The following is a 19,875-nucleotide window of genomic DNA, read 5'->3' as shown; positions in this document are numbered from 1 at the left end:
GGCCCGTATCGCGTTGATCTTGGATTACTACTACTACTACGCTGTGTCGTAGGAGGTGGCGATGAACGCCCTGGACGTATCCCGATGGCAGTTCGGTATCACCACCGTGTACCACTTCATCTTGGTGCCGTTGACCATTGGGCTCGCGCCCCTCATCGCCATCATGCAGACGGTGTGGGTCGTGACCGGGGACAACTCCTGGTATCGGCTCACCCGGTTCTTCGGCAAGCTGTTTCTCATCAACTTCGCGCTGGGTGTCGCCACCGGAATCGTGCAGGAGTTCCAGTTCGGCATGAACTGGAGCGAGTACTCACGATTCGTCGGTGATGTATTCGGTGCTCCCCTGGCGCTCGAAGGCCTCGTGGCCTTCTTCCTGGAATCAACCTTCCTGGGTTTGTGGATATTTGGGTGGACCCGGCTTCCCAAACTGGTCCACTTGGCGTGCATCTGGATGGTGGCCATCGGGGTCAATGCCTCGGCCTTCTTCATTATCGCCGCCAACTCCTTCATGCAGCATCCCGTCGGTGCCATCTACAACCCGGAAACCGGTCGCGCGGAGCTGACCAGCATCACCGAACTCCTCACCAACAACACGGCATTGGCCGCATTCCCGCATACCGTCGCCGGATCCCTCCTCACGGCGGGCACTTTCGTTGCCGGCATCTGCGGCTGGTGGATGGTGCGTTCACACAAGCTCGGCACACTGGAAGACGCCCGCACGATGTACCGGCCCGCCGCCATTGGCGCGTGCGCGGTGATGATCTTGTCCGGGGTCGCACTGGCCGCCACCGGCGACGTCCAGGGCAAGCTGATGTTCCAGCAGCAGCCCATGAAGATGGCGTCCGCAGAATCCTTGTGTTACACCGAAAAAGACCCCAAGTTTTCGGTGTTGACGGTGGGAACCCACAACAACTGTGCCAGCGTGACGCACGCCATCGAGCTGCCGTATGTCCTGCCATTCCTGGCGGAGGGCAAGTTCACCGACGTCACCCTCAAGGGTGTAGAGAACCTGCAGAAGGAGTACGAGCAGAAGTTTGGTCCGCGAAACTATCGGCCCAATCTATTTGTGACCTACTGGTCCTTCCGCGCGATGATCGGACTCGCCGCCGGGTCGGCCCTGCTGGCGTTAGCCGGGCTATGGGTCACCCGCAGAGGACGAATCCCCCAACAGCGCTGGTTCGCCTGGCTTTCGATCCTGGCCATCCCCACCCCCTTCCTGGCGAACAGCGCCGGATGGGTGTTCACCGAGATGGGTCGGCAGCCCTGGGTGGTAGCCCCCAATCCCACAGGCGTCGAACAGATTCGACTCACCGTGGACCTGGCGGTGTCCCACCATTCGGCGGCGACGGTATGGCTGTCGCTGGTCACCTTCACGCTGCTGTACGGCGCGCTCGGCGTGGTGTGGTTCTGGCTCATCCGCCGATACACCGTCGAAGGACCGCTCGAACACGACACCGAACCAACACCGCCCGTTACCGACGATGACAGCCCCAAACCGCTGTCCTTCGCCTACTGATCCGACCAGTTACGTAAGGAGGTTCCGAACATGAATCCGACGGCATTGCAGCAGTTCTGGTTCATCGTCGTGGCGGCGCTGTTCCTTGGGTTCCTGGTGCTGGAGGGTTTCGACTTCGGTGTCGGAATGCTGATGCACCCGCTCGGCCGGGGCGACGACCGCCGGCGACGGGCCGTTCTCAACACGATCGGGCCGGTATGGGACGGCAATGAGGTGTGGCTGATCACCGCGGGCGGCGCGATGTTCGCCGCCTTCCCCCACTGGTATGCGACCGTGTTCTCCGGCCTGTACATCCCCCTGTTGCTGATTCTCGTGGCCATGATTGTCCGAATCGTCGCGATCGAATGGCGCGGAAAGATCGATGACCCTCGCTGGCGTGCCCGCTGCGACCTCGGGATAGCCATCGGTTCGTGGATACCCGCACTGCTGTGGGGTGTGGCCTTCTCCTCCATGCTCGCCGGGCTTCCGGTGGACGGCGCCAAACAGCTCACGCTGACCGTCGGCGACGTGCTCCGGCCGTATGTCCTCCTCGGCGGCGTGGTTTTCGTGGGGCTCTTTGCCTTTCACGGTGCGCTCTTCATCTCCCTGAAGACCGCGGGAGTGGTCCGCGAAGATGCCGTCTCCTGGGCGCGCACGCTGGCGATCCCGGTGATCGCTGCCGCCGGTGGATACGGATTATGGACACAGCTTGCCTACGGCAAGAGTTGGACGTGGATCGCCCTCGCGATTGCCGCGCTGTCGTTGATCGGTGCGGCCGCCGCGTCACGGGTCTCGCGGGACGGCTGGGCCTTCGCCTGCACATGCCTGACAGTCATCGCGGTCGTCGTCTTGCTGTTCGGCTCCCTCTACCCCAATCTCATTGTGTCCAGCCTTGATCCGGCCTACAACTTGACCGTCGTCAACGCCTCTTCCAGCCCCTACACCCTCAGGGTAATGAGCTGGGCGGCGGCGATCACCGCGCCGGTGGTGTTGATCTACCAGGGCTGGACGTACTGGGTATTCCGACAGCGCATCTCGGCCGAGCAGATTCCCGATCCGGTCGGGCTGCCTGTGCGATGACGACATCGCGCAGCGGCCCGGTTGATCTCCGACTGTGGCGCCGCAGCGCTCCTGTTCGCCGGTACCTGATTCTGACGGTGCTGTGCGAACTGGTGATGACCGCGTGCACGCTCCTGATCGCGATAGTGCTGGCGTACGCCCTCGCCCGACTGATCACCGATCCGGTCGCGCGCGATATCGCTCATATGGGACAACCGCTGGCGCTCCTGGCGGTGCTCTGGATCCTTCGGGCCGCAGCACATGGTGTGCAGGTTCGCTTCAGCGAGCGGGGCGCGACAGCTGTCATCGCCGACCTCGACGATCAGCTGCTGTCGACACTCGCACAGGCACAACCGCGCGATCTGGAGCAACATCGAGACTCGGCTACCGAGGTACTGACCCGCGGATTGGACGACCTGCGGCCCTATTTCGCGGGATACCTGCCCGCCGTGCTCAGCGCCGCGATCGTCACGCCCGCCGCCGCGGTGGTGATCGCGTTCTCCGATATCCGATCGGCCATCATCGTCGCGGTGACCCTGCCGCTGATCCCGGTGTTCATGATCCTCATCGGCCTGCTCACCCGGGATCGCGCCGAGACGGCACTGAACGCATCGACGGCGGTCACGAGTCAGATTCTCGATTTGATCGCGGGCATCCCGACGTTACGCGCACTGGGCCGCACCGCGACACCGTTGCGCCGAATCACCGAACTCGGTGCCGCTCAGCGACGTTCGGTGATGGCAACGTTGCGGGTTGCCTTCCTGTCGGCGATGGTGCTGGAAATGATCGCGACCCTGAGTGTCGCCCTCATCGCGGTGAGCATCGGGATGCGACTCGTCTTCGGCCATCTGGATCTCACTACCGCGCTCACCGTCTTGATCCTTGCCCCGGAGGTGTATTGGCCCCTGCGGCGGGTCGGAATCCAGTTCCACAGTGCCGCCGATGGAAAGGCGGCGGCGGACAAAACCTTCGAACTGCTCGACACCCTCACACCGCAGGCCCCCTTGCCCGCGGTCGGGGATACGAAGGCTCCGCACCCTCGGCCAACCATTCAGTTGGACGCCATCAGCGTCACGGACCGAAGCGGCTATGCGCCTTGGGAATTGACGGCAACCATTCGGCCCGGCACCGTGACGGTGCTGACCGGTGACAACGGTGCGGGGAAGTCCACCGCGCTGCACGCGATAACCGGCCTTGCGATGCCGACAGCCGGCCGCGTTCTCGTGGACGAGGTGGCACTTGACGACATTGACCGCGACACCTGGTGGTCGATGATCGGATGGCTGCCGCAACGGCCGGTACTGGTCGCGGGCACCGTACGCGAGAACCTCGAGATCTTCGGAACGCTCGACGATCTGGAATCCGCGCTTGCCGAGAGCCAATTCGATAGGACCCTGGCGACGCTGCCTGAAGGATTGGATACCCGCCTCGGTACGGGTGGCGTCGGGCTATCGCTGGGTGAACGGCAACGGCTGGGTCTGGCCCGGGCGCTCGGCACCCATCGACCGATCCTGCTTCTCGACGAGCCCACCGCGCATCTCGACGGTGATACCGAGGCCGCCGTGCTGGCGGCGCTGGTGTCCCGTGCTCGAAGCGGCGCGACGGTGGTACTGGTGGGCCATCGAGCTCCGGTCTTGGCTGCGGCCGACAGAGTCTTCACTGTGCAGGCAAGACATGCCGCGCACCACTGATCCCTTACGGCACTGGCTGGTCGCGCTGCGGGTGCGACCGGCACGGCTCACGGTGGCCGTGGCATACGGTGTCCTGGCGCTGGGAAGTGCCCTGGCTCTGGCCGGCCTGTCGGCGTGGTTGATCACCCGCGCCTGGCAGATGCCACCCGTACTCGACCTGTCGGTTGCCGTGGTGGCGGTGCGGGCACTGGGAATCTCGCGCGGCATCTGGCGGTACTGCGAGCGGCTCGCCGGCCACGATATCGCGCTGCGCGGCGCGGCCACCGTACGTGCGCACGTGTACGCGCGGCTGGTCGGCGGATCTGCCGGAACGCTGCGCAAGGGTGCGGTGCTTGCCCGCATCGGTGCAGACATCGACGAGCTGGCCGAGACCGTGGTTCGCAGCGTCATTCCCGCCGCGGTCGCCGCCGTGCTCGGCGTCGCGGCGACAGTCGCCATCGCACTGATATCACTGCCTGCCGCCGCCATGATGGCGGGTGCCTTACTGATCGCCGATGTCCTGGCGCCGATGTTGGCAGCGCGCGCGTCCCGGGCCAGACAGACACGCGGCGCGCGGGCACGCGCACTGCACGCCGAGACAACCGTCGAGATCCTCGACCACGCACCCGAGCTCCGGGTGGCGGGCTTGCTGCCCCGTCAGCTTGAATTGGCTCGCCGACGCCGGATGGAGTGGGCGGCTGCCCAGGACGCGGCCGCGAGTCCGGCGGCCTGGGCAGCCGCGGTTCCCACGCTGGCTGTGGGCGCCGCCTCCGTTGGGGGCTTGGCCTCGGCAGTAGAACTCGCAGGGCATATCGCGCCCACGACCCTCGCCATCCTGGTGCTGCTGCCGCTGGCGGCGTTCGAGGCTTCCACCGCGTTGCCCGCCGCTGCCATCGGCATCGCGCGCGCTCGCGCCTCGGCGCGGCATCTGCAGGAGCTGGTCTCGACCGACATCGACATGGCCGTGCCTGTCGATGTGATGCCGACCGCGGCGAACTCCGGCGCATCTGTCGAGTGCTCAGAACTCCGTTGGCGCACCGGATGTTCCGTATCGGGTCCGTTGTCGTTCCAGCTGCCGGCGGGTGCCCGGCTGGCGATCACCGGCCCCAGCGGCATCGGCAAGACGTCATTGCTCACGACCCTTGCCGGACTGTCCTCGCCGGCCTCGGGCAGCATCGGCGTCGGCAGCAATCCCCTGGCCGATCTACCGGCGGCCGAACTGCCCTCACTCATCCGGTTTTTCGCCGAGGACGCGCACCTGTTCGCCACCACGGTGCGCGACAACCTCCTTGTCGCCCGCGGTGACGCCACCGATGACGCCATGATGGGCGCCTTGTCCGCCGTGGGCCTCGTTTCCTGGATCGAGTCGCTGCCACGAGGACTGGACACGGTGTTGACCGCGGGCGCGGCCTCGGTATCCGGCGGGCAACGGCGACGGCTCCTCCTCGCGCGCGCGATCCTCTCCACGGTTCCGGTGCTGCTCCTGGACGAACCCACCGAACATCTCGATGGGCACGCCGCCGAAACGATGCTGCGGGAGTTGTTGGACGCCAACAGCTCGTTGCTGGCGGGGCGGACCGTCGTGGTCGCCACCCACCACCTGCCCGATTCGGTGACATGCCTTCGTATCCAACTCGGCGATACAGTGCACGTATGACGGAAACGCCACCTCCGCCGCCGCCATACCAGCCGGCCGGCGGCTACCCGCCGCCCTACCCCTATCCGTATCCGTACGGCGCACCCGGCGTTCCGGTTCCCCCACCGGCGCCGAAGAACGGCATCGGCATGAGTGCACTGATTGCCGGAATCATAGCCATCCTGTTGTCGTGCACAGTATTTGGCGGATTTTTCGGGGGCCTCGTGGCGGTGGGTCTCGGGATCGCGGGCCTGCTCAGAGTCAAACGTGCCGAGGCCGACAATCGCGGCGTGGCCATCGCGGGCATCGCGTTGGGGGGCCTCGCAATCCTGCTATCCACGTTGATCGTCGTGTTCACCCTGGTTTTCATGAAGTCGGCCGGTTTGAGCGACTTCATCACCTGTTTGGCCGACGTCAAGGGTGATCAGGCTAAAGCCACCCAATGCCAAAACGACTTCGAGAAGCGGATGAACGAAAAGGCCGGTACGCCGCCGAGTACGCCTAAGCCTTGATCGCTACCGCGTGGGCGGATCGGCAGGCAGCACATGCTCACCGAGCCGGTCGGTGGCCAGGCTGAGCGACGAGATGTACTGCAGCTCCCCGTCGGGACCCGGCTTCGCCGAGGCGATCATGTCGGGACGCTCGAAGTCGATGCCGCTGACCGCGCACCGCAGCAGCTCACCGGACGGGTTTCCGTACTCGTCGTACATCGGCAGGTCGATACCGTCGTCGGTCCGACGCAGGTAGTACTTTCCGCGCGTCGCCACGGCGAGGATCGGGGGCAGCACAAAGGCGATCACGACTGCCACGATCGGCGAGTAGGGACGGATCGCCTCGCCGAACACCCCGAAGAAGACCAGGATCGAGATACCTGCCGAGAGCAGCATCGATACAAATCCGACCGGGTTGATGTCGTAAAGCATGCCCCGCCGGAACTCCGGCTCCTTGGGCGAGAGCTTGAGCAGGTACTTGTTGACCGCGATATCAGAGGCCACCGTGACGACCCATGCCATACCGCAGTTGGCGTAGAACCCGAGGATGGTGCTCAGGAAGTCGAACATGTTGGCTTCCATGAGCACCAGTGCGATCAGCAGGTTGAACAGCACGAAGACCAAACGGCCCGGGTAGTGTTTGGTGATACGGGTGAAGGAGTTGGTCCATGCCAACGAACCCGAATAGGCATTGGTGACGTTGATCTTGATCTGGCTGATTACCACCAGGATCACGGCCAGGGTGATCGCCAGCCAGTGCGGCATCATGTTCTGGTAGATCTCCAGGAACTGATGCACCGGCTGATTGGCCACCGCGGCCCCGCCCACCACGTTGGCGATGAGATACACCGCCAGGAACAGCCCGATCACCTGCTTGATGGCGCCGAACAGCACCCAGCCGGGTCCCGCCAACAACATCGCGGTCCACCAACGGCGACTGTTCTCAGGGGTTTTCGGCGGCATGAAGCGCAGATAGTCGATCTGCTCGGCAATCTGCGCGATCAACGACAGGCACACTCCCGCCGCCAGCATGATCGAGCCCAGATTGACGGCCTGCGCATCCTTGCCGCCGTAGGCGAAAAACGTGCCGATGGAATCCGGGTGACGCACAACCAGATAGACGAACGGGATGACCATCATGACGAGCCACAACGGGGTGGTCCACACCTGAAGCACCGACAATGCCTTCATCCCGTAGATGACCAGCGGAATGATGATGATGGTGGACATCGCATAGCCCACGGGTAGCGGTACGCCAAGCCCAAGCTTGAGTCCCTGGGCCATGATCGAGCCCTCGAGCGCGAAGAATATGAACGTGAACGTCGCGTAGATGATGTTGGTGACGATGCTGCCGTAGTAGCCGAATCCGCTTCCACGCGTGATCAAGTCGAGGTCGATGTTGTAGCGGGCCGCGTAGTAGGACAACGGGATTCCGGTCAGAATAATGATGACCGCAAAAACCCCTATGCCCCACAGCGCATTTCCGGTGCCATAGGAGATTCCAATGTTGGCACCGATCGCGAAATCTGCCAAGTAGGCGATGCCGCCCAAGGCGGTAACACCAACGACGGCGGGGCTCCAGCGCCGAAAACGCCTGGGAGCGAACCGGAGTGTGTAGTCCTCCAATGTCTCCCGCAGCGCCGCGCTTTCCGAGGCGTCGTGGGTGGACGGAGCAGACGAAACGGGTGCGGATGCAGTCGTATCGAGAGTGTCGGTCACGCGGACAGCCTGTCCACCGCCCAATTCGGGCGCGTTTTCCCGACGTTAATGTCCTGTTACGTGGCAGGTCCGGCAGCCACTTTGGGGCGCATCCTGGGGGCGAATTCCAGGCTCAGCAACGCGAACGCGACCAGCGGCACCGTCGACATCTGCACAAGCACGTATCGCGCCTCGCCGAGGGCGTGGAACTTGCGCAGGTACCGGTACAAAGACTCCAGTGCGATCAGCGGATCGAGTATGTGAATCGCCGAGTAGCAGATCTGCTGCGCGCGGGTGCGGTCCCGCTCGGCAAAGATCTCCGGGAACGCCGCGAATGCCAGCGACAACCGGCGCGCGCCTTCTGCCTTAGCGCGGGCGATCATGTCGATCGTGAGTCGCTCGTCCAACCCGTTGGGCGCGCCGGGGCGCCGCCATGGCACATCGAGGGAGACATCGCTGCCGCCCCCCGAGGTGACATAGCGATGAAAGCCCTGCACCACACCACGATTGTCTCGGGCGATGATGAGCCGGATGCCGGGATAGCGGCCGAGCAGCGCGCCGTCGAGGATCATCGAGAAGCCCCGCTCGAATCGGCCTCCGTGTGAAAGTTCCATCACCTGTTGCAGTTCGGTGCGTCGCGCTCCATCGAGACTGCGTTCGTCGACAATCTCGGTGGTCACCCCCGAGTTGTGGGTGCGCTGCATGCCTTGGCGCAGGTTGCGATATTTGCGGCCCACCATGTCAAAGGTCTGCACGTCGACAACGACATCGCGACCCACGGCTATGGCATGCAGCCGGTGACCGACTTCTCGGGAGTCGCCCCACAGTGACAGGCGGCGCTCACTGCATCCCAGAATCGCGATGCGCCAGCCATGCGAGCGGCACATTGCCGCGAAGTCCCGGACCAGGGACGGGAACCTGGACTCGTCGCCGATGGGGTCGCCGCCGACCACCGCAAAACCCGCTCGCGTCCGGTACGCGATCGCCGCGCTACGGTCGGCGTTGAAGTAATAGGACTTCAGCGAGTGCATGGCGAATACCGCCAACGGATCATCGCTGGTCTTGGCGACCAGGGCACAGACCTCCGCCAGCGCCTCCGGCTGCGGTGCTGCGGACGTCGGCCACATCAGGATGAGTCCGGCAGCGACCACCAGTGCGTCACCCGTGCGCTCGAATTGCAGGACGTCGACTCCCAGTGCGATCAGAATCGCCACCCCCGCCCACGCCGCATGACCGTAGGTGACCGGCCGGCCAAGGAAGATTCCGCGCGCGATGAAACCGACACAGAAAAGAACGGTGAGGGGCCAAAGGGTTTCGTCGAAATCGGGGTGTTTCAGGTATCCGGAATGGGCGACCAAAAGCACCAGCCACCCGGTCACGAAAAGCAGCGTGCCGGCGCTTACTAAACGCGCCGATCGTGAATCACTATGAACGGCAATGCGTTCAGCAATGCGCACATGGGTGGTAGTCGCTGATGGTTCTAGCATTCAGCCACCTCCCGGTGTGCTCGCATCCAACCCCCAGGATACTCCTGCAGCTACCAGCGGTCGGAGGGATCACTCTTTCCGATGGCAAACCACAAGATGGGTCCGAAGATCGGAAACACGAGCACGATGATGGCCCATGGGAGCTTCTCGCCATTGGGCTTCGCCGGGTCCTTGATGATGGAAATGATGGTGACAACGGTGAGGACCAGCACCAGCAGAGAAAGAATACGAATCATGACCGCCCCGGGAAGTATTTGATAATGCCTTCCTGGATGGTACTGGCCAGCAACGCTCCTTCGCGATCGAAATAGCGCCCCGCACCCATTCCGCGACCTGCCGAGGCAACCGGCGACTCGGTCGCATAGAGCACCCAGTCATCGAACCGCAGCGGACGGTGAAACCACACGCTGTGGTTGATGGTCGCGGCGAAAATCCGGTCATAGCCCCAGGACAGCCCGTGGGTGGTGATGATCGAGTCCAGCACGGTGGTGTCCGATGAATAGACCAGTGCGGCGCTGTGCAGCACCGGGTCATCGGGTAGCGCCGCATGGGTCTTCATCCAAACCCGATTATGTTCCAGCCGTTCAGATTTCGACTTCAGCACCCACGCGGGGTCATTGTCGTACCGCCATTCGATCGGTTTGAGCGCGGCCACGAACATCGGCACGGTCTCCTCGTAGCCGACCAGATGCTCATCGATGGACGGCAACGTCTCGGGATCGGCCACCGCCGGTGGCTTCACCGCGTGCTCCAGCCCCGGCGAATCCTTGAGATACGACACCAACGCCGAGGACAACAGCAGCTCACCCTGCACCGCGTCAACCCGCCTGTTGGCGAAGCTGCGCTCGTCCCGCAACCGCTGCACCCGGAACTCGATGTCCTGCTCGGGATCGCCGCCATTGATGAAATGGGTCGAGATCGCGGCCAGCGACAGCCTGTCCGATACGGTGCGGCCGGAGGCCACCACGGACTGCGCCATCAGCTGACCGCCAAAGGTGCGCGGTGGATTGACGGTCGGATGCCCGCCGAGGAAGACGTCGGTCTCGGGATTCTTCAGTTCCAGCAGCGCAAGTAGCTGTTCAAAGTCCGGTGCGTTGCTGATGCTGAGCTCCTAGTGGTCGTCCTCGCCGATCCGGTGCACATGGATCAGATTGGTCGAGCCTACTGTCCCGGGAGGGGCGCCCGCGACGATCACCACGAGATCTCCGCTCTGATAGCGCTCCATCGCCAGCAATGCTGTATCCACCTGTTGGATCATGCCGTCGGTGGTGTCCATCACCGGGACAATGAAGGTTTCCGTTCCCCAGGTGAGCGCGAGCTGGCTACGCACCTCGGGCAGCGGGGTGAACGCCAACACGGGCAGAGGGGTGTGTAACCGGGCCAGGCGACGCACGGTGTCGCCGGACTGCGTGAACGCGACGAGTGCCTTGGCGTTGAGGCGTTCTCCGATATCCCGCGCGGCGTAGGAGATGACTCCGCGTTTGGTCCGCGGCACATGTGTCAACGGCGGCGCGCTCACGGAGTGGCTTTCCACCGCGGACACGATGCGCGCCATGGTCCGCACCGCTTCGAGCGGGTACTTGCCCACCGAGGTCTCCCCCGACAGCATCACCGCATCGGCGCCGTCGAGGACCGCGTTGGCAACATCGGAGGCCTCGGCACGGGTGGGCCTGGAGTTCTCGATCATCGATTCGAGCATCTGGGTAGCCACGATGACCGGACGAGCGTTCTCGCGCGCGATCTGGATCGCCCGCTTCTGCACGATGGGCACATCTTCGAGCGGCAATTCCACGCCGAGGTCACCGCGGGCGACCATGATCGCGTCGAAGGCAAGGACGATGGCCTCAAGGTTGGCAACGGCCTCGGGCTTCTCCAGCTTGGCGATCACCGGCACGCGGCGCCCGACGCGGTCCATGATGGCGTGCACCAACTCGACATCGCTGGGTGAGCGCACAAAGGACAGCGCGATGAGATCGACTCCGAGGCGCAAGGCGAATTCAAGATCCGCGATGTCCTTCTCGGACAGCGCGGGCACCGAGACGTTCATCCCCGGCAACGACAATCCCTTGTTATTGCTGACCGGGCCGCCCTCGGTGACCCGGCACACCACGTCATTGCCCTCGATGGCCTCTACGGTCAGCCCCACCTTGCCGTCATCGACCAGCAGCCTGTCGCCGACGGCGGCATCCACGGCCAACTGCTTGTACGTGGTGGAAACCCGGTCGGGGGTTCCGATGACGTCCTCGACGGTGATCCGGACCAGTTCGCCCGTTGCCCAGTGGGTAGATCCGGTAGCGAACCGTCCCAGCCTGATTTTGGGTCCCTGGAGGTCGGCAAGCACGCCGACCGCCCGCCCGGACTCGTCGGAGGCTCTGCGCACCCAACGGTAGTTCTGCTCGTGGTCGGCGTGCTCACCATGGCTGAAGTTCAGCCGCGCGACGTCCATACCAGCGTCGACGAGCGCACCTACAAGCTCGGCCGAACCGGTCGCAGGGCCGAGGGTACAAACAATTTTTCCGCGTCTCGTCACGACTTTTGAGCATAGTCGGGGTGCTACCTACTCACGAGTCAGCGCGAGCACGATTCACCCGCCGGTTACCTTGGCCGGTTTACGTTGTCAGGAGGCCAATTTCAGACCGATGATGCCTGCCACGATCAATCCCAGGCTCAGTAGCCGCCAGATGTTGGCCGAATCGCCGAATAACACAATGCCCAGGATCGCGGTGCCGACGGCTCCCACGCCCACCCAGATCGCGTACGCGGTGCCCACCGGTAGGTTCTTCATCGCGATGCCCAGCAGCGCGATGCTGATGATCATTGATCCGACCGTGCCGACGGTGGGCCACAACCGCGTGAAACCCTCGGTGTACTTGAGGCCGATGGCCCAGCCCACCTCGAGAAGACCCGCAAGAATGAGGACCAGCCAAACCATGAGAGATACCTCCGTGTTTCGGTGAGGTCGTCCCCTGGCGAGAGAATGACCGGGTCGTCCCGGGTCATTTCCATCTTCTCACACGTCAATCTCGAAGCTGGCGACCAGCCTTATCGCTGACCTTGCCGCCGAAAATCAAGACCGCATCGATGATCGCCCAAATGACCGCGACAATCCCGAATGTCACAAACCCGATCAGCAGCTGAACCACACCCAGCAGTGTCTGGCCGAGATAAATGCGGCCAAAACCCAGGAATCCGACCAGGCCCAGCAGTTGCAACAGACCGGCGACGAGCTTCGACTTGTCCGAATACGGCGCCCCGGTGGCCGGGTCGCGTCCATAAGGAGCCGCGGGATCCACATACGGAGGCGGATAAGGAATGCCGGGCGGTGGTACCGGCGGAGGAGTTCCGAAAGGAGGCGGAGTGCTCTCGGTCATTTCTCCACAATGCCAGAATTTTCGGCGGGTTCGTCCGCGGGCTTATCCGCGGCGCCTTCCCCTGGATTCTTCGTGACGCCTTCTTCGGTTGTCTCCGCGACATCCTCGGAATCCTTGGAGTCCTCAGCGTCGTCGGCAGCAGGCTCTGCGGGAGATTCCCCGTCGTCGGACGGCGCCGGCGTGCCACCCAAAGTGGCAGGATCCTCGCGCCCCTTGGGAGCCAGCAGAATGTAGGCAATCGCTCCGAGGAACACCAGCGTCGAGGTAAACGAATTGACGCGAATTCCGCCGAACTGTGTGGCCGGATCCACGCGCATCAGCTCCACCCAGAAGCGCCCAACGCAGTACGCCGCGACGTACATCGCGAACAGCCGCCCATGCCCAATCTTGAAGCGCCGATCCACGACAATGAGCAGTGCGAAAACCAGGACATTCCACAACAATTCGTAGAGGAAAGTCGGGTGAACCACCTGGGCCACCTCGCCGGTGGACACACCGTTGAGGTTGAGGACGTCCACCGTGCCATCGGCAGAGCGGCGGTAGAACAGTTCCAGACCCCACGGCAGCGTGGTCGGCCCGCCGGTGAGTTCCTGGTTGAAGTAGTTGCCCAATCGGCCGATCGCTTGGGCCAGCACGATGCCGGGAGCGATCGCATCAGCGAAGGCCGGCAATGGAATTCCGCGCCGGCGACACGCGATCCAGGCTCCGACGCCACCGAGGGCAACAGCGCCCCAGATGCCGAGGCCACCCTCCCAGACTGCGATGGCCTTGCCCAGGCCCTTGCCATGTGGTCCGAAGTAGGTCTGCCAGTCGGTCATCACGTGATAGAGCCGGCCGCCGACCAGCCCGAAAGGCACTGCCCACAACGCGATGTCGTAGATGACGCCGCGTTCGCCGCCGCGTTGCTCCCACCGACGATCACCGATGACCAGCGCGGCAATGATGCCCGCGATGATGCACAGTGCGTACGCGCGGATCGGGATCGGCCCCAGATGCCAGACCCCTTGGGGCGGACTGGGGATGTATGCCAGATTCACGATAGTCACTGTGCTCTACCTGTTTTCCCTGTTGTCCGTGAGCTCATGCCCTTCGAACTCCGGTGGCCAACTCTTCAGTCAACGATCGCACGGCCGCGGGGCCCTGCGGGGCTGCCGCCACCAATGCCGAGCCGACGATCACGCCGTCGGCATATGCCGCGATCTCAGCCGCTTGCGCACCGGAGCGCACGCCCAGACCCACCCCCACCGGGATATCGGAGACCTCGCGAACCCTGCTCACCAGAGTGGGTGCGGCGTTCGACACCGCATCACGGGCGCCAGTGACGCCCATGGTGGACGCCGCGTACACGAATCCCCGGCAAGCGCCGATTGTCTTCGCCAGTCTTTCGGGCGTGGATGACGGCGCGACGAGGAAGATACGGTCCAGATCGTGTGCGTCCGAGGCGGCGATCCAGTCTTCGGCCTCATCGGGGATCAGATCCGGAGTGATGATACCGAGGCCGCCGGCGGCGGCGAGGTCACGTGCGAACGCGTCAACTCCATAGCGCAGCACCGGATTCCAGTACGACATGACGACGGCATGCCCGCCGGCGTCGGTGATGGCGCGCACCGTGGTGAACACGTCCGCCACCCGAACCCCGTTGGCAAGAGCGGTCTCTGCGGCGGCGGCGATCATCGGGCCGTCCATCATCGGATCGGAATACGCGATCCCGACTTCGATGATGTCGCATCCGCCGCGCACCAGGGTGGTCATGAGTTCGATCGAGGTGTCCAGGTCCGGATACCCGTTGGGTAAGTATCCGATCAGCGCGGCGCGTTCCTCGGCGCGGCATTTGTCGAAGACTTCGGTCAGACGGCCGGGCTGTGTCATGACTGGCTGCCGTTCTTGTCCAAGAGGTCGAACCACTTGGCGGCGGTCTCGACGTCCTTGTCGCCGCGGCCCGACAGATTCACCACAATGACAGCACCCGCACCCAACTCGACGCCGAGTTTGAGTGCACCGGCGACGGCATGGGCCGACTCGATGGCGGGAATGATCCCCTCGGCGCGGGAGAGCAGCAGGAAGGCATCCATGGCCTCGCTGTCGGTGACGGGGCGGTAGTCCGCACGTCCGCTTTCGCGCAGCCAAGCGTGCTCAGGACCGACTCCCGGGTAGTCCAGACCCGCTGAGATCGAATGGGATTCGATCGTCTGACCATCATCGTCCTGCAGCAGGTAGGAGTAGGAGCCCTGGAAGGCGCCCGGTGTCCCGCCGCTGAATGTAGCTGCATGCCTGCCGGTCTCGACACCGTCGCCCGCGGCCTCGTACCCGACGAGGCGCACCGCCGGATCGTCGATGAAGGCATGGAACAGGCCGATGGCGTTCGAACCCCCGCCGACGCAGGCGACCACCGCGTCCGGCAATCTGCCCTCCTGGGCGAGAACTTGCGCGCGTGCCTCCATGCCGATGATGCGTTGGAAATCGCGAACCATCACCGGGAAGGGATGCGGCCCGGCGGCCGTGCCGAAGCAGTAGTAGGTGTTGTGCGCGTTGGTCACCCAGTCGCGCATCGCGTCGTTGATGGCGTCCTTCAGGGTCTTCGACCCGGACTCCACTGACACCACAGTTGATCCGAGCAGCCGCATCCGCGCGACGTTGAGCGCCTGCCGTGCGGTGTCGACGGCGCCCATGTAAATCACGCATTCGAGGCCCAGAAGCGCACAAGCGGTGGCCGTGGCGACGCCATGCTGCCCGGCGCCGGTTTCCGCGATGACCCGAGTCTTGCCCATCTTCTTGGCCAGCAAGACTTGACCCAGAACGTTGTTGATCTTGTGGGAACCTGTGTGGTTCAGGTCTTCTCGCTTGAGCAGGATCCGCGCACCACCCGCGTGAGCACTGAGTCGCTCCGCTTCGTACAGCGGGGACGGGCGGCCCACATAGTGCGTCTGCAGCCGATCGAGCTCATCGAGGAAGGATCGATCGGACCGAGCCTTCTCGTAGGCGGCGGTCACTTCCTCGATGACGGCCATCAGCGCCTCGGCCACGTAGCGACCGCCGTAGGGACCGAAATGGCCGCGGGCGTCCGGATCGTGCGCGGTGGGTTCGGCGATCGCAGCGCTCATCTGCGGTAAACCGGTGTTCTTCATGCTGGATGAGCCGCCTGTGTGAAAGCTTTCGGGCATTATCTAGCGGGCCGGTTTAGGGCAGGACGGATGCGTGCCCGCAGTCACCAGATCAGCGACGGCTCCCCGCGGATCGCCGCTGGTGACCAACCCCTCGCCGACCAACACGGCATCGGCTCCGGCACCGGCATAGGCAAGCAGGTCGGCTGTACCGCGGATACCGGATTCGGCGATACGGATCACTCCGCTGGGCAGCCCCGGCGCGATACGCGAGAAGCAATCCCGGTCGATCTCAAGAGTTTTCAGGTCACGTGCGTTGACTCCGATAACGGAGGCCCCGGCGGACAGAGCCCGGTCGGCCTCTTCCTCGGTGTGCACTTCCACCAGCGCGGTCATGCCGAGCGACTCGGTGCGATCGAGCAGCGACACCAGCGCGGTCTGCTCGAGTGCCGCCACGATCAGCAAGATCAGGTCGGCGCCATGCGCGCGCGCCTCGTGGATCTGATACGGGCTGACCACAAAGTCTTTGCGCAACACGGGAACCGACACCGCGGCGCGTACCGAGTCCAGATCATCGAGGCTGCCATGGAACCGCCGCCCCTCGGTGAGCACGCTGATGATGCGTGCTCCCCCGTCCTCGTAGGCCTTGGCAAGCTCGGCGGGATCACTGATATCGGCGAGTGCGCCGCGCGACGGGCTGGCCCGCTTGACCTCGGCGATTACCGCGATGCCGGGCTCGCGCAGGGCGGCCATCACATCGAGTGGTTTGGGCGCGGCCTTGGCGGCCGCCTTGACGGTGGCGAGATCGACAACGGCTTCGCGAGCCGCGACATCAGCGCGCACGCCATCGAGGATCGAATCGAGTACGGTTCCCGAACTCATGACCTCGACGATTCCCTTCTTGCGGCGCCCCCGCGCCTGCGCACTCGAACTTCACAGAAGGGTAGCCGCTGTGGGCGCACACAAGAAAACCGGGTCACATCGAACCGGACTGTCGAACCGAACTACGGCCGGGCAGGACCGGCGGTGGGGTCCTGCCCGTCGTCGAGGCTGTCCCACATCACTCGCTCACTCTGCTTCTTATCGGCCGGATTCGCGGCCTCAGAGCGTCGTGCGGCCGGGGTCTGGTACTTCGAGGCCGTGACTCCCCGCCCGGCCCGCAGCAGCGTGATGGCGGCCAATACCGCCACCACGGCGGCAAGGACGGCGGTGGTGGCGCCGCCGGAAAGGCGATCGGCGCCGACCAAGGTCGATACCGCAACCTTCTTCACCTCCGCGGCGCGTGGCCCGACGTCGCGAACCGCCCAGAGGCTGACACCGAGGTAGGCGGCGCCAGCGCCGATGACCGCCACCAGGACGGCCAAGATGCGCAGGGCCCAGCCGCGTATCGCGAGCGTGGCGATGGCGGCGGCGATCAGCGCGACGGCCAGCGGCACCAACGCGGCGGACCAATCGGCGCCGGATACCAGCAGCGTCCTGGGTTCACCCAGACCGTCGAAGGAACGCAGCCGAACCCAGGTGAATTTCGAGGCCACCCACAGCCCGCCCGCGGCGACGACGAGGAGTCCAGCGCCCGCCAGGAGCCGCCTGCGGCCCGGATTCGGCGGGGCCGGGTCAGACATCCGCGGCGCCCGTGAGGGTTTCGGCGGCGGCGATGGCGTTGAGTACGGCGGTGGCCTTGTTGCGCGCCTCGTTGTATTCGTACTCGCCCGTGGAGTCGGCCACCACACCCCCGCCGGCCTGCACGTAGGCGCGGCCGTCCTTGAATAGCGCGGTGCGGATCGCGATGGCGAAATCGGCGTTGCCGGCGAAGTCCAGGTAGCCCAGGACTCCCCCGTACAGTCCGCGGCGGGTGAGCTCGACTTCCTCGATCAGTTCCATGGCGCGCACCTTTGGTGCCCCGGACAGCGTTCCCGCCGGGAAGCACGCGGTGATGGCGTCCAACGCCGTCTTGCCGTCGGCAAGCGATCCGGACACAGTCGACACCAGATGCATGACATGGCTGTAGCGCTCGATATGGCTGTAATCACTGACCTTCACGGTGCCGGGGGTGCACACCCGGCCGAGGTCGTTGCGGCCGAGGTCGACCAACATCAGGTGCTCGGAGAGTTCTTTTTCGTCGGCCAGAAGATCCTTGGCGAGCAAGATGTCTTCCTCGGCGGTCGCCCCGCGCCAGCGCGTTCCCGCGATCGGATGGGTGGTGGCCACCCCGTCCTTGACGGTGACTAGCGCCTCCGGACTCGACCCGACGATGGAAAATGCTGTTCCACCATCGGAATCCGGTGCATGAAGCAGATACATGTACGGGCTGGGATTGGTGACCCGCAGGATCCGGTACACCTCGAGTGGGTCGACATCGGTCTCCATCTCAAAGCGCATGCTCGGTACGACCTGGAACGCCTCGCCGGCTTCGATGTCGCCGACGAGCTTGTCCACGATTGCGCTGTACTCCTGGACGGTGCGCTGGCTGCGGTAGGTGGGGGCCGGCCGATCGAAGTGGGCAACGGTCGACGGGAGCGGCTGCCCCAGGGCCGCCGTCATCACGTCCAGCCGCGCGACGGCGCTGTCGTACGCCTCGGCCACGCGTTCCGGGGTGTCGTCCCAGTTGACCGCGTTGGCGATCAGCGTGATGGTGCCCTCGTGGTGGTCGACCGCCGCCATATCGGTGGCGAGCAGCAGCAGCAGATCCGGCAGTCCGAGGTCATCGGTGGCATGTTCCGGAAGCTTCTCCAGCCGCCGGACGATGTCGTACGCCAGGAAACCCACCATGCCGCCGGACAGCGGCGGGAGGCCCTCAAGCGACTCGCCCGCCAGCAGATCCATGGTGGCGCGCAGCGCGTCGAGCGGGTCTCCGCCGACGGGGGCGCCTTCCGGGGTCGCTCCCAGCCATGCGGCGTGGCCGTCCCGCACCGTCAACGCCGAGGGCGCGCCTGCACCGATGAACGACCACCGCGACCACGATCGGCCGTTTTCGGCCGACTCGAGCAGGAAGGTGCCCGGGCGGTTTGCGCCCAACTTTCGGTACGCGGAGAGTGGGGTTTCGCTATCTGCCAGTACTTTTCGAGTCACCGGCACCACCCGGTGCACCGCCGCCAGGGCGTTGAATTCTTCCCTGGTCGTGGTGGCTGCGCCGCTGACGGTGCTATGCATGGGAGCCATTCTCCCAGACCCCCGCCAGGGAATTTGGCCGCGTCGCTAACGCTGAGTGCGCCTAGCCCTCGTACGCCTTCAGCGAGGCGACCAGTCGTTCCAGTCCGGCGACGACCGAGGCGCGCTCGTCTCCGAGCCCGGCAAGCGCTTCGGCTTCTATGCGCAGCCGCTCCGGGAACAGCTCGTCCACTACCGAGCGCCCGCTATCGGTCATGCTGATGATCGCGGCCCGCCGGTCGTTGGCGTTCGCCTCCCTGCGCACGTATCCACGCTCTTCCAGCTTGCGCAGCATTCTGGACACCCAGGCCTGTGATACCCCAAGCTCTTCGGCCACGTGCCGGGCGATCACGGGTCCCTTGCGGTGGCGCAGCACAACCAGAACATCGTGCTCGGGCTCGGCGATGGCCGCCGTGGCATAGAGAGGCTCTAGTAACCGGGCGAGCAGCCCCGACGCACGCTTCAGCGAGCCGATCACTTCCATCGGCGATGTGTCGAGCTCCGGCCTGTTCAGCGTCCAGTCGCGTGCGGTGATCGAGCTCTCGTGGACGGCCATCGTGCCTCTCGGTCCAGGTATGCCAGGTAAACGCGGGTAGGACCCAGGCTATCGAAACCGCGACGTCGCTATCCGGGGCTCGGAAACTTCCACCTGCGGTGTGGTCACTTTATTCCCCTAGAGCCCGTGCCGATCCCTGAGACAAGGGTCTCACTCGTCAGATC

19 protein-coding genes are annotated in these 19,875 nt (G+C 64.6%); 5 read left to right on the top strand and 14 right to left on the bottom strand.

Annotated features, from left to right (window positions below):
- The first annotated feature begins 61 nt into the window (after window positions 1–61).
- From BKG76_RS21370 to BKG76_RS21350, 5 genes are read left to right on the top strand one after another with little or no spacing between them, the layout of a single operon-like run.
- The gene (locus BKG76_RS21370; RefSeq protein WP_070939700.1) at window positions 62–1,516 is read left to right on the top strand and encodes a cytochrome ubiquinol oxidase subunit I; all 1,455 of its coding nucleotides are present in this window, start codon (window positions 62–64) and stop codon (window positions 1,514–1,516) included.
- A gap of 30 nt (window positions 1,517–1,546) precedes the next feature.
- Window positions 1,547–2,575, top strand: coding sequence for a cytochrome d ubiquinol oxidase subunit II (gene cydB, locus BKG76_RS21365; protein ID WP_070939699.1), 1,029 nt, complete (start codon window positions 1,547–1,549; stop codon window positions 2,573–2,575).
- The gene (cydD, locus tag BKG76_RS21360) at window positions 2,572–4,245 is read left to right on the top strand and encodes a thiol reductant ABC exporter subunit CydD (RefSeq protein ID WP_083338157.1); all 1,674 of its coding nucleotides are present in this window, start codon (window positions 2,572–2,574) and stop codon (window positions 4,243–4,245) included. The genes cydB and cydD overlap by 4 nt, the downstream gene beginning before the upstream one ends.
- Window positions 4,229–5,881: a thiol reductant ABC exporter subunit CydC gene (cydC, locus tag BKG76_RS21355; protein ID WP_070939698.1), complete on the top strand. Its 1,653-nt coding sequence runs from the start codon at window positions 4,229–4,231 to the stop codon at window positions 5,879–5,881. The genes cydD and cydC overlap by 17 nt, the downstream gene beginning before the upstream one ends.
- The gene (locus BKG76_RS21350; RefSeq protein WP_070939697.1) at window positions 5,878–6,372 is read left to right on the top strand and encodes a DUF4190 domain-containing protein; all 495 of its coding nucleotides are present in this window, start codon (window positions 5,878–5,880) and stop codon (window positions 6,370–6,372) included. Before cydC ends, BKG76_RS21350 begins: the two co-directional genes overlap by 4 nt.
- A gap of 3 nt (window positions 6,373–6,375) precedes the next feature.
- Here BKG76_RS21350 and BKG76_RS21345 read toward each other — a convergent pair whose 3' ends face one another.
- The 14 genes from BKG76_RS21345 to BKG76_RS21280 all read right to left on the bottom strand — a co-directional run bounded on the left by BKG76_RS21345 (window position 6,376) and on the right by BKG76_RS21280 (window position 19,711).
- Window positions 6,376–8,070 (bottom strand): purine-cytosine permease family protein, encoded by a 1,695-nt coding sequence (locus tag BKG76_RS21345; protein WP_070939696.1) that lies wholly within the window; start codon window positions 8,068–8,070, stop codon window positions 6,376–6,378.
- Window positions 8,071–8,126: 56 nt separating this feature from the next.
- A complete protein-coding gene (locus BKG76_RS21340) occupies window positions 8,127–9,536 on the bottom strand; it encodes a bifunctional lysylphosphatidylglycerol flippase/synthetase MprF (RefSeq protein WP_070939695.1) in 1,410 nt (469 codons plus the stop codon).
- A gap of 50 nt (window positions 9,537–9,586) precedes the next feature.
- Window positions 9,587–9,772 (bottom strand): PLD nuclease N-terminal domain-containing protein, encoded by a 186-nt coding sequence (locus tag BKG76_RS21335; RefSeq protein WP_070939694.1) that lies wholly within the window; start codon window positions 9,770–9,772, stop codon window positions 9,587–9,589.
- A complete protein-coding gene (locus BKG76_RS21330; RefSeq protein ID WP_070939693.1) occupies window positions 9,769–10,638 on the bottom strand; it encodes an acyl-CoA thioesterase II in 870 nt (289 codons plus the stop codon). Before BKG76_RS21330 ends, BKG76_RS21335 begins: the two co-directional genes overlap by 4 nt.
- Window positions 10,639–10,647: 9 nt before the next feature.
- Complete coding sequence (gene pyk, locus BKG76_RS21325) at window positions 10,648–12,066, bottom strand: pyruvate kinase (RefSeq protein ID WP_078277792.1); 1,419 nt, start codon at window positions 12,064–12,066, stop codon at window positions 10,648–10,650.
- A gap of 87 nt (window positions 12,067–12,153) precedes the next feature.
- Window positions 12,154–12,468, bottom strand: a complete 315-nt coding sequence (gene sugE, locus BKG76_RS21320) for a quaternary ammonium compound efflux SMR transporter SugE (protein WP_070939691.1) — start codon at window positions 12,466–12,468, stop codon at window positions 12,154–12,156.
- Window positions 12,469–12,553: 85 nt separating this feature from the next.
- The gene (locus BKG76_RS21315; RefSeq protein ID WP_070939690.1) at window positions 12,554–12,907 is read right to left on the bottom strand and encodes an NINE protein; all 354 of its coding nucleotides are present in this window, start codon (window positions 12,905–12,907) and stop codon (window positions 12,554–12,556) included.
- The gene (gene lgt / locus BKG76_RS21310) at window positions 12,904–13,953 is read right to left on the bottom strand and encodes a prolipoprotein diacylglyceryl transferase (RefSeq protein ID WP_070939689.1); all 1,050 of its coding nucleotides are present in this window, start codon (window positions 13,951–13,953) and stop codon (window positions 12,904–12,906) included. The genes BKG76_RS21315 and lgt overlap by 4 nt, the downstream gene beginning before the upstream one ends.
- 34 nt (window positions 13,954–13,987) lie before the next feature.
- On the bottom strand, window positions 13,988–14,776 hold the full coding sequence (trpA, locus tag BKG76_RS21305; protein WP_070939688.1) for a tryptophan synthase subunit alpha: 789 nt from the start codon (window positions 14,774–14,776) through the stop codon (window positions 13,988–13,990).
- A complete protein-coding gene (gene trpB, locus BKG76_RS21300; protein ID WP_070939687.1) occupies window positions 14,773–16,032 on the bottom strand; it encodes a tryptophan synthase subunit beta in 1,260 nt (419 codons plus the stop codon). The genes trpA and trpB overlap by 4 nt, the downstream gene beginning before the upstream one ends.
- A gap of 39 nt (window positions 16,033–16,071) precedes the next feature.
- Window positions 16,072–16,890, bottom strand: a complete 819-nt coding sequence (gene trpC / locus BKG76_RS21295; protein WP_070939686.1) for an indole-3-glycerol phosphate synthase TrpC — start codon at window positions 16,888–16,890, stop codon at window positions 16,072–16,074.
- A 122-nt stretch (window positions 16,891–17,012) separates the two neighbouring features.
- The gene (locus BKG76_RS21290; RefSeq protein WP_070939685.1) at window positions 17,013–17,630 is read right to left on the bottom strand and encodes a TIGR02234 family membrane protein; all 618 of its coding nucleotides are present in this window, start codon (window positions 17,628–17,630) and stop codon (window positions 17,013–17,015) included.
- Window positions 17,623–19,158 carry an anthranilate synthase component I gene (locus tag BKG76_RS21285; RefSeq protein ID WP_070939684.1) on the bottom strand — a complete coding sequence of 512 codons (1,536 nt, stop codon included), beginning with the start codon at window positions 19,156–19,158 and terminating at the stop codon, window positions 17,623–17,625. Before BKG76_RS21285 ends, BKG76_RS21290 begins: the two co-directional genes overlap by 8 nt.
- Window positions 19,159–19,219: 61 nt before the next feature.
- The gene (locus BKG76_RS21280; protein ID WP_070939683.1) at window positions 19,220–19,711 is read right to left on the bottom strand and encodes a MarR family winged helix-turn-helix transcriptional regulator; all 492 of its coding nucleotides are present in this window, start codon (window positions 19,709–19,711) and stop codon (window positions 19,220–19,222) included.
- Window positions 19,712–19,875: the final 164 nt, after the last annotated feature.

Origin of the sequence: Mycobacteroides franklinii (assembly GCF_001853795.1) — a bacterium.
Classification (GTDB): Bacteria; Actinomycetota; Actinomycetes; order Mycobacteriales; family Mycobacteriaceae; genus Mycobacterium; species Mycobacterium franklinii.
The sequence above is the reverse complement of the archived record's forward strand: the minus strand, read 5'-3'. Positions and strand labels throughout refer to the sequence as shown.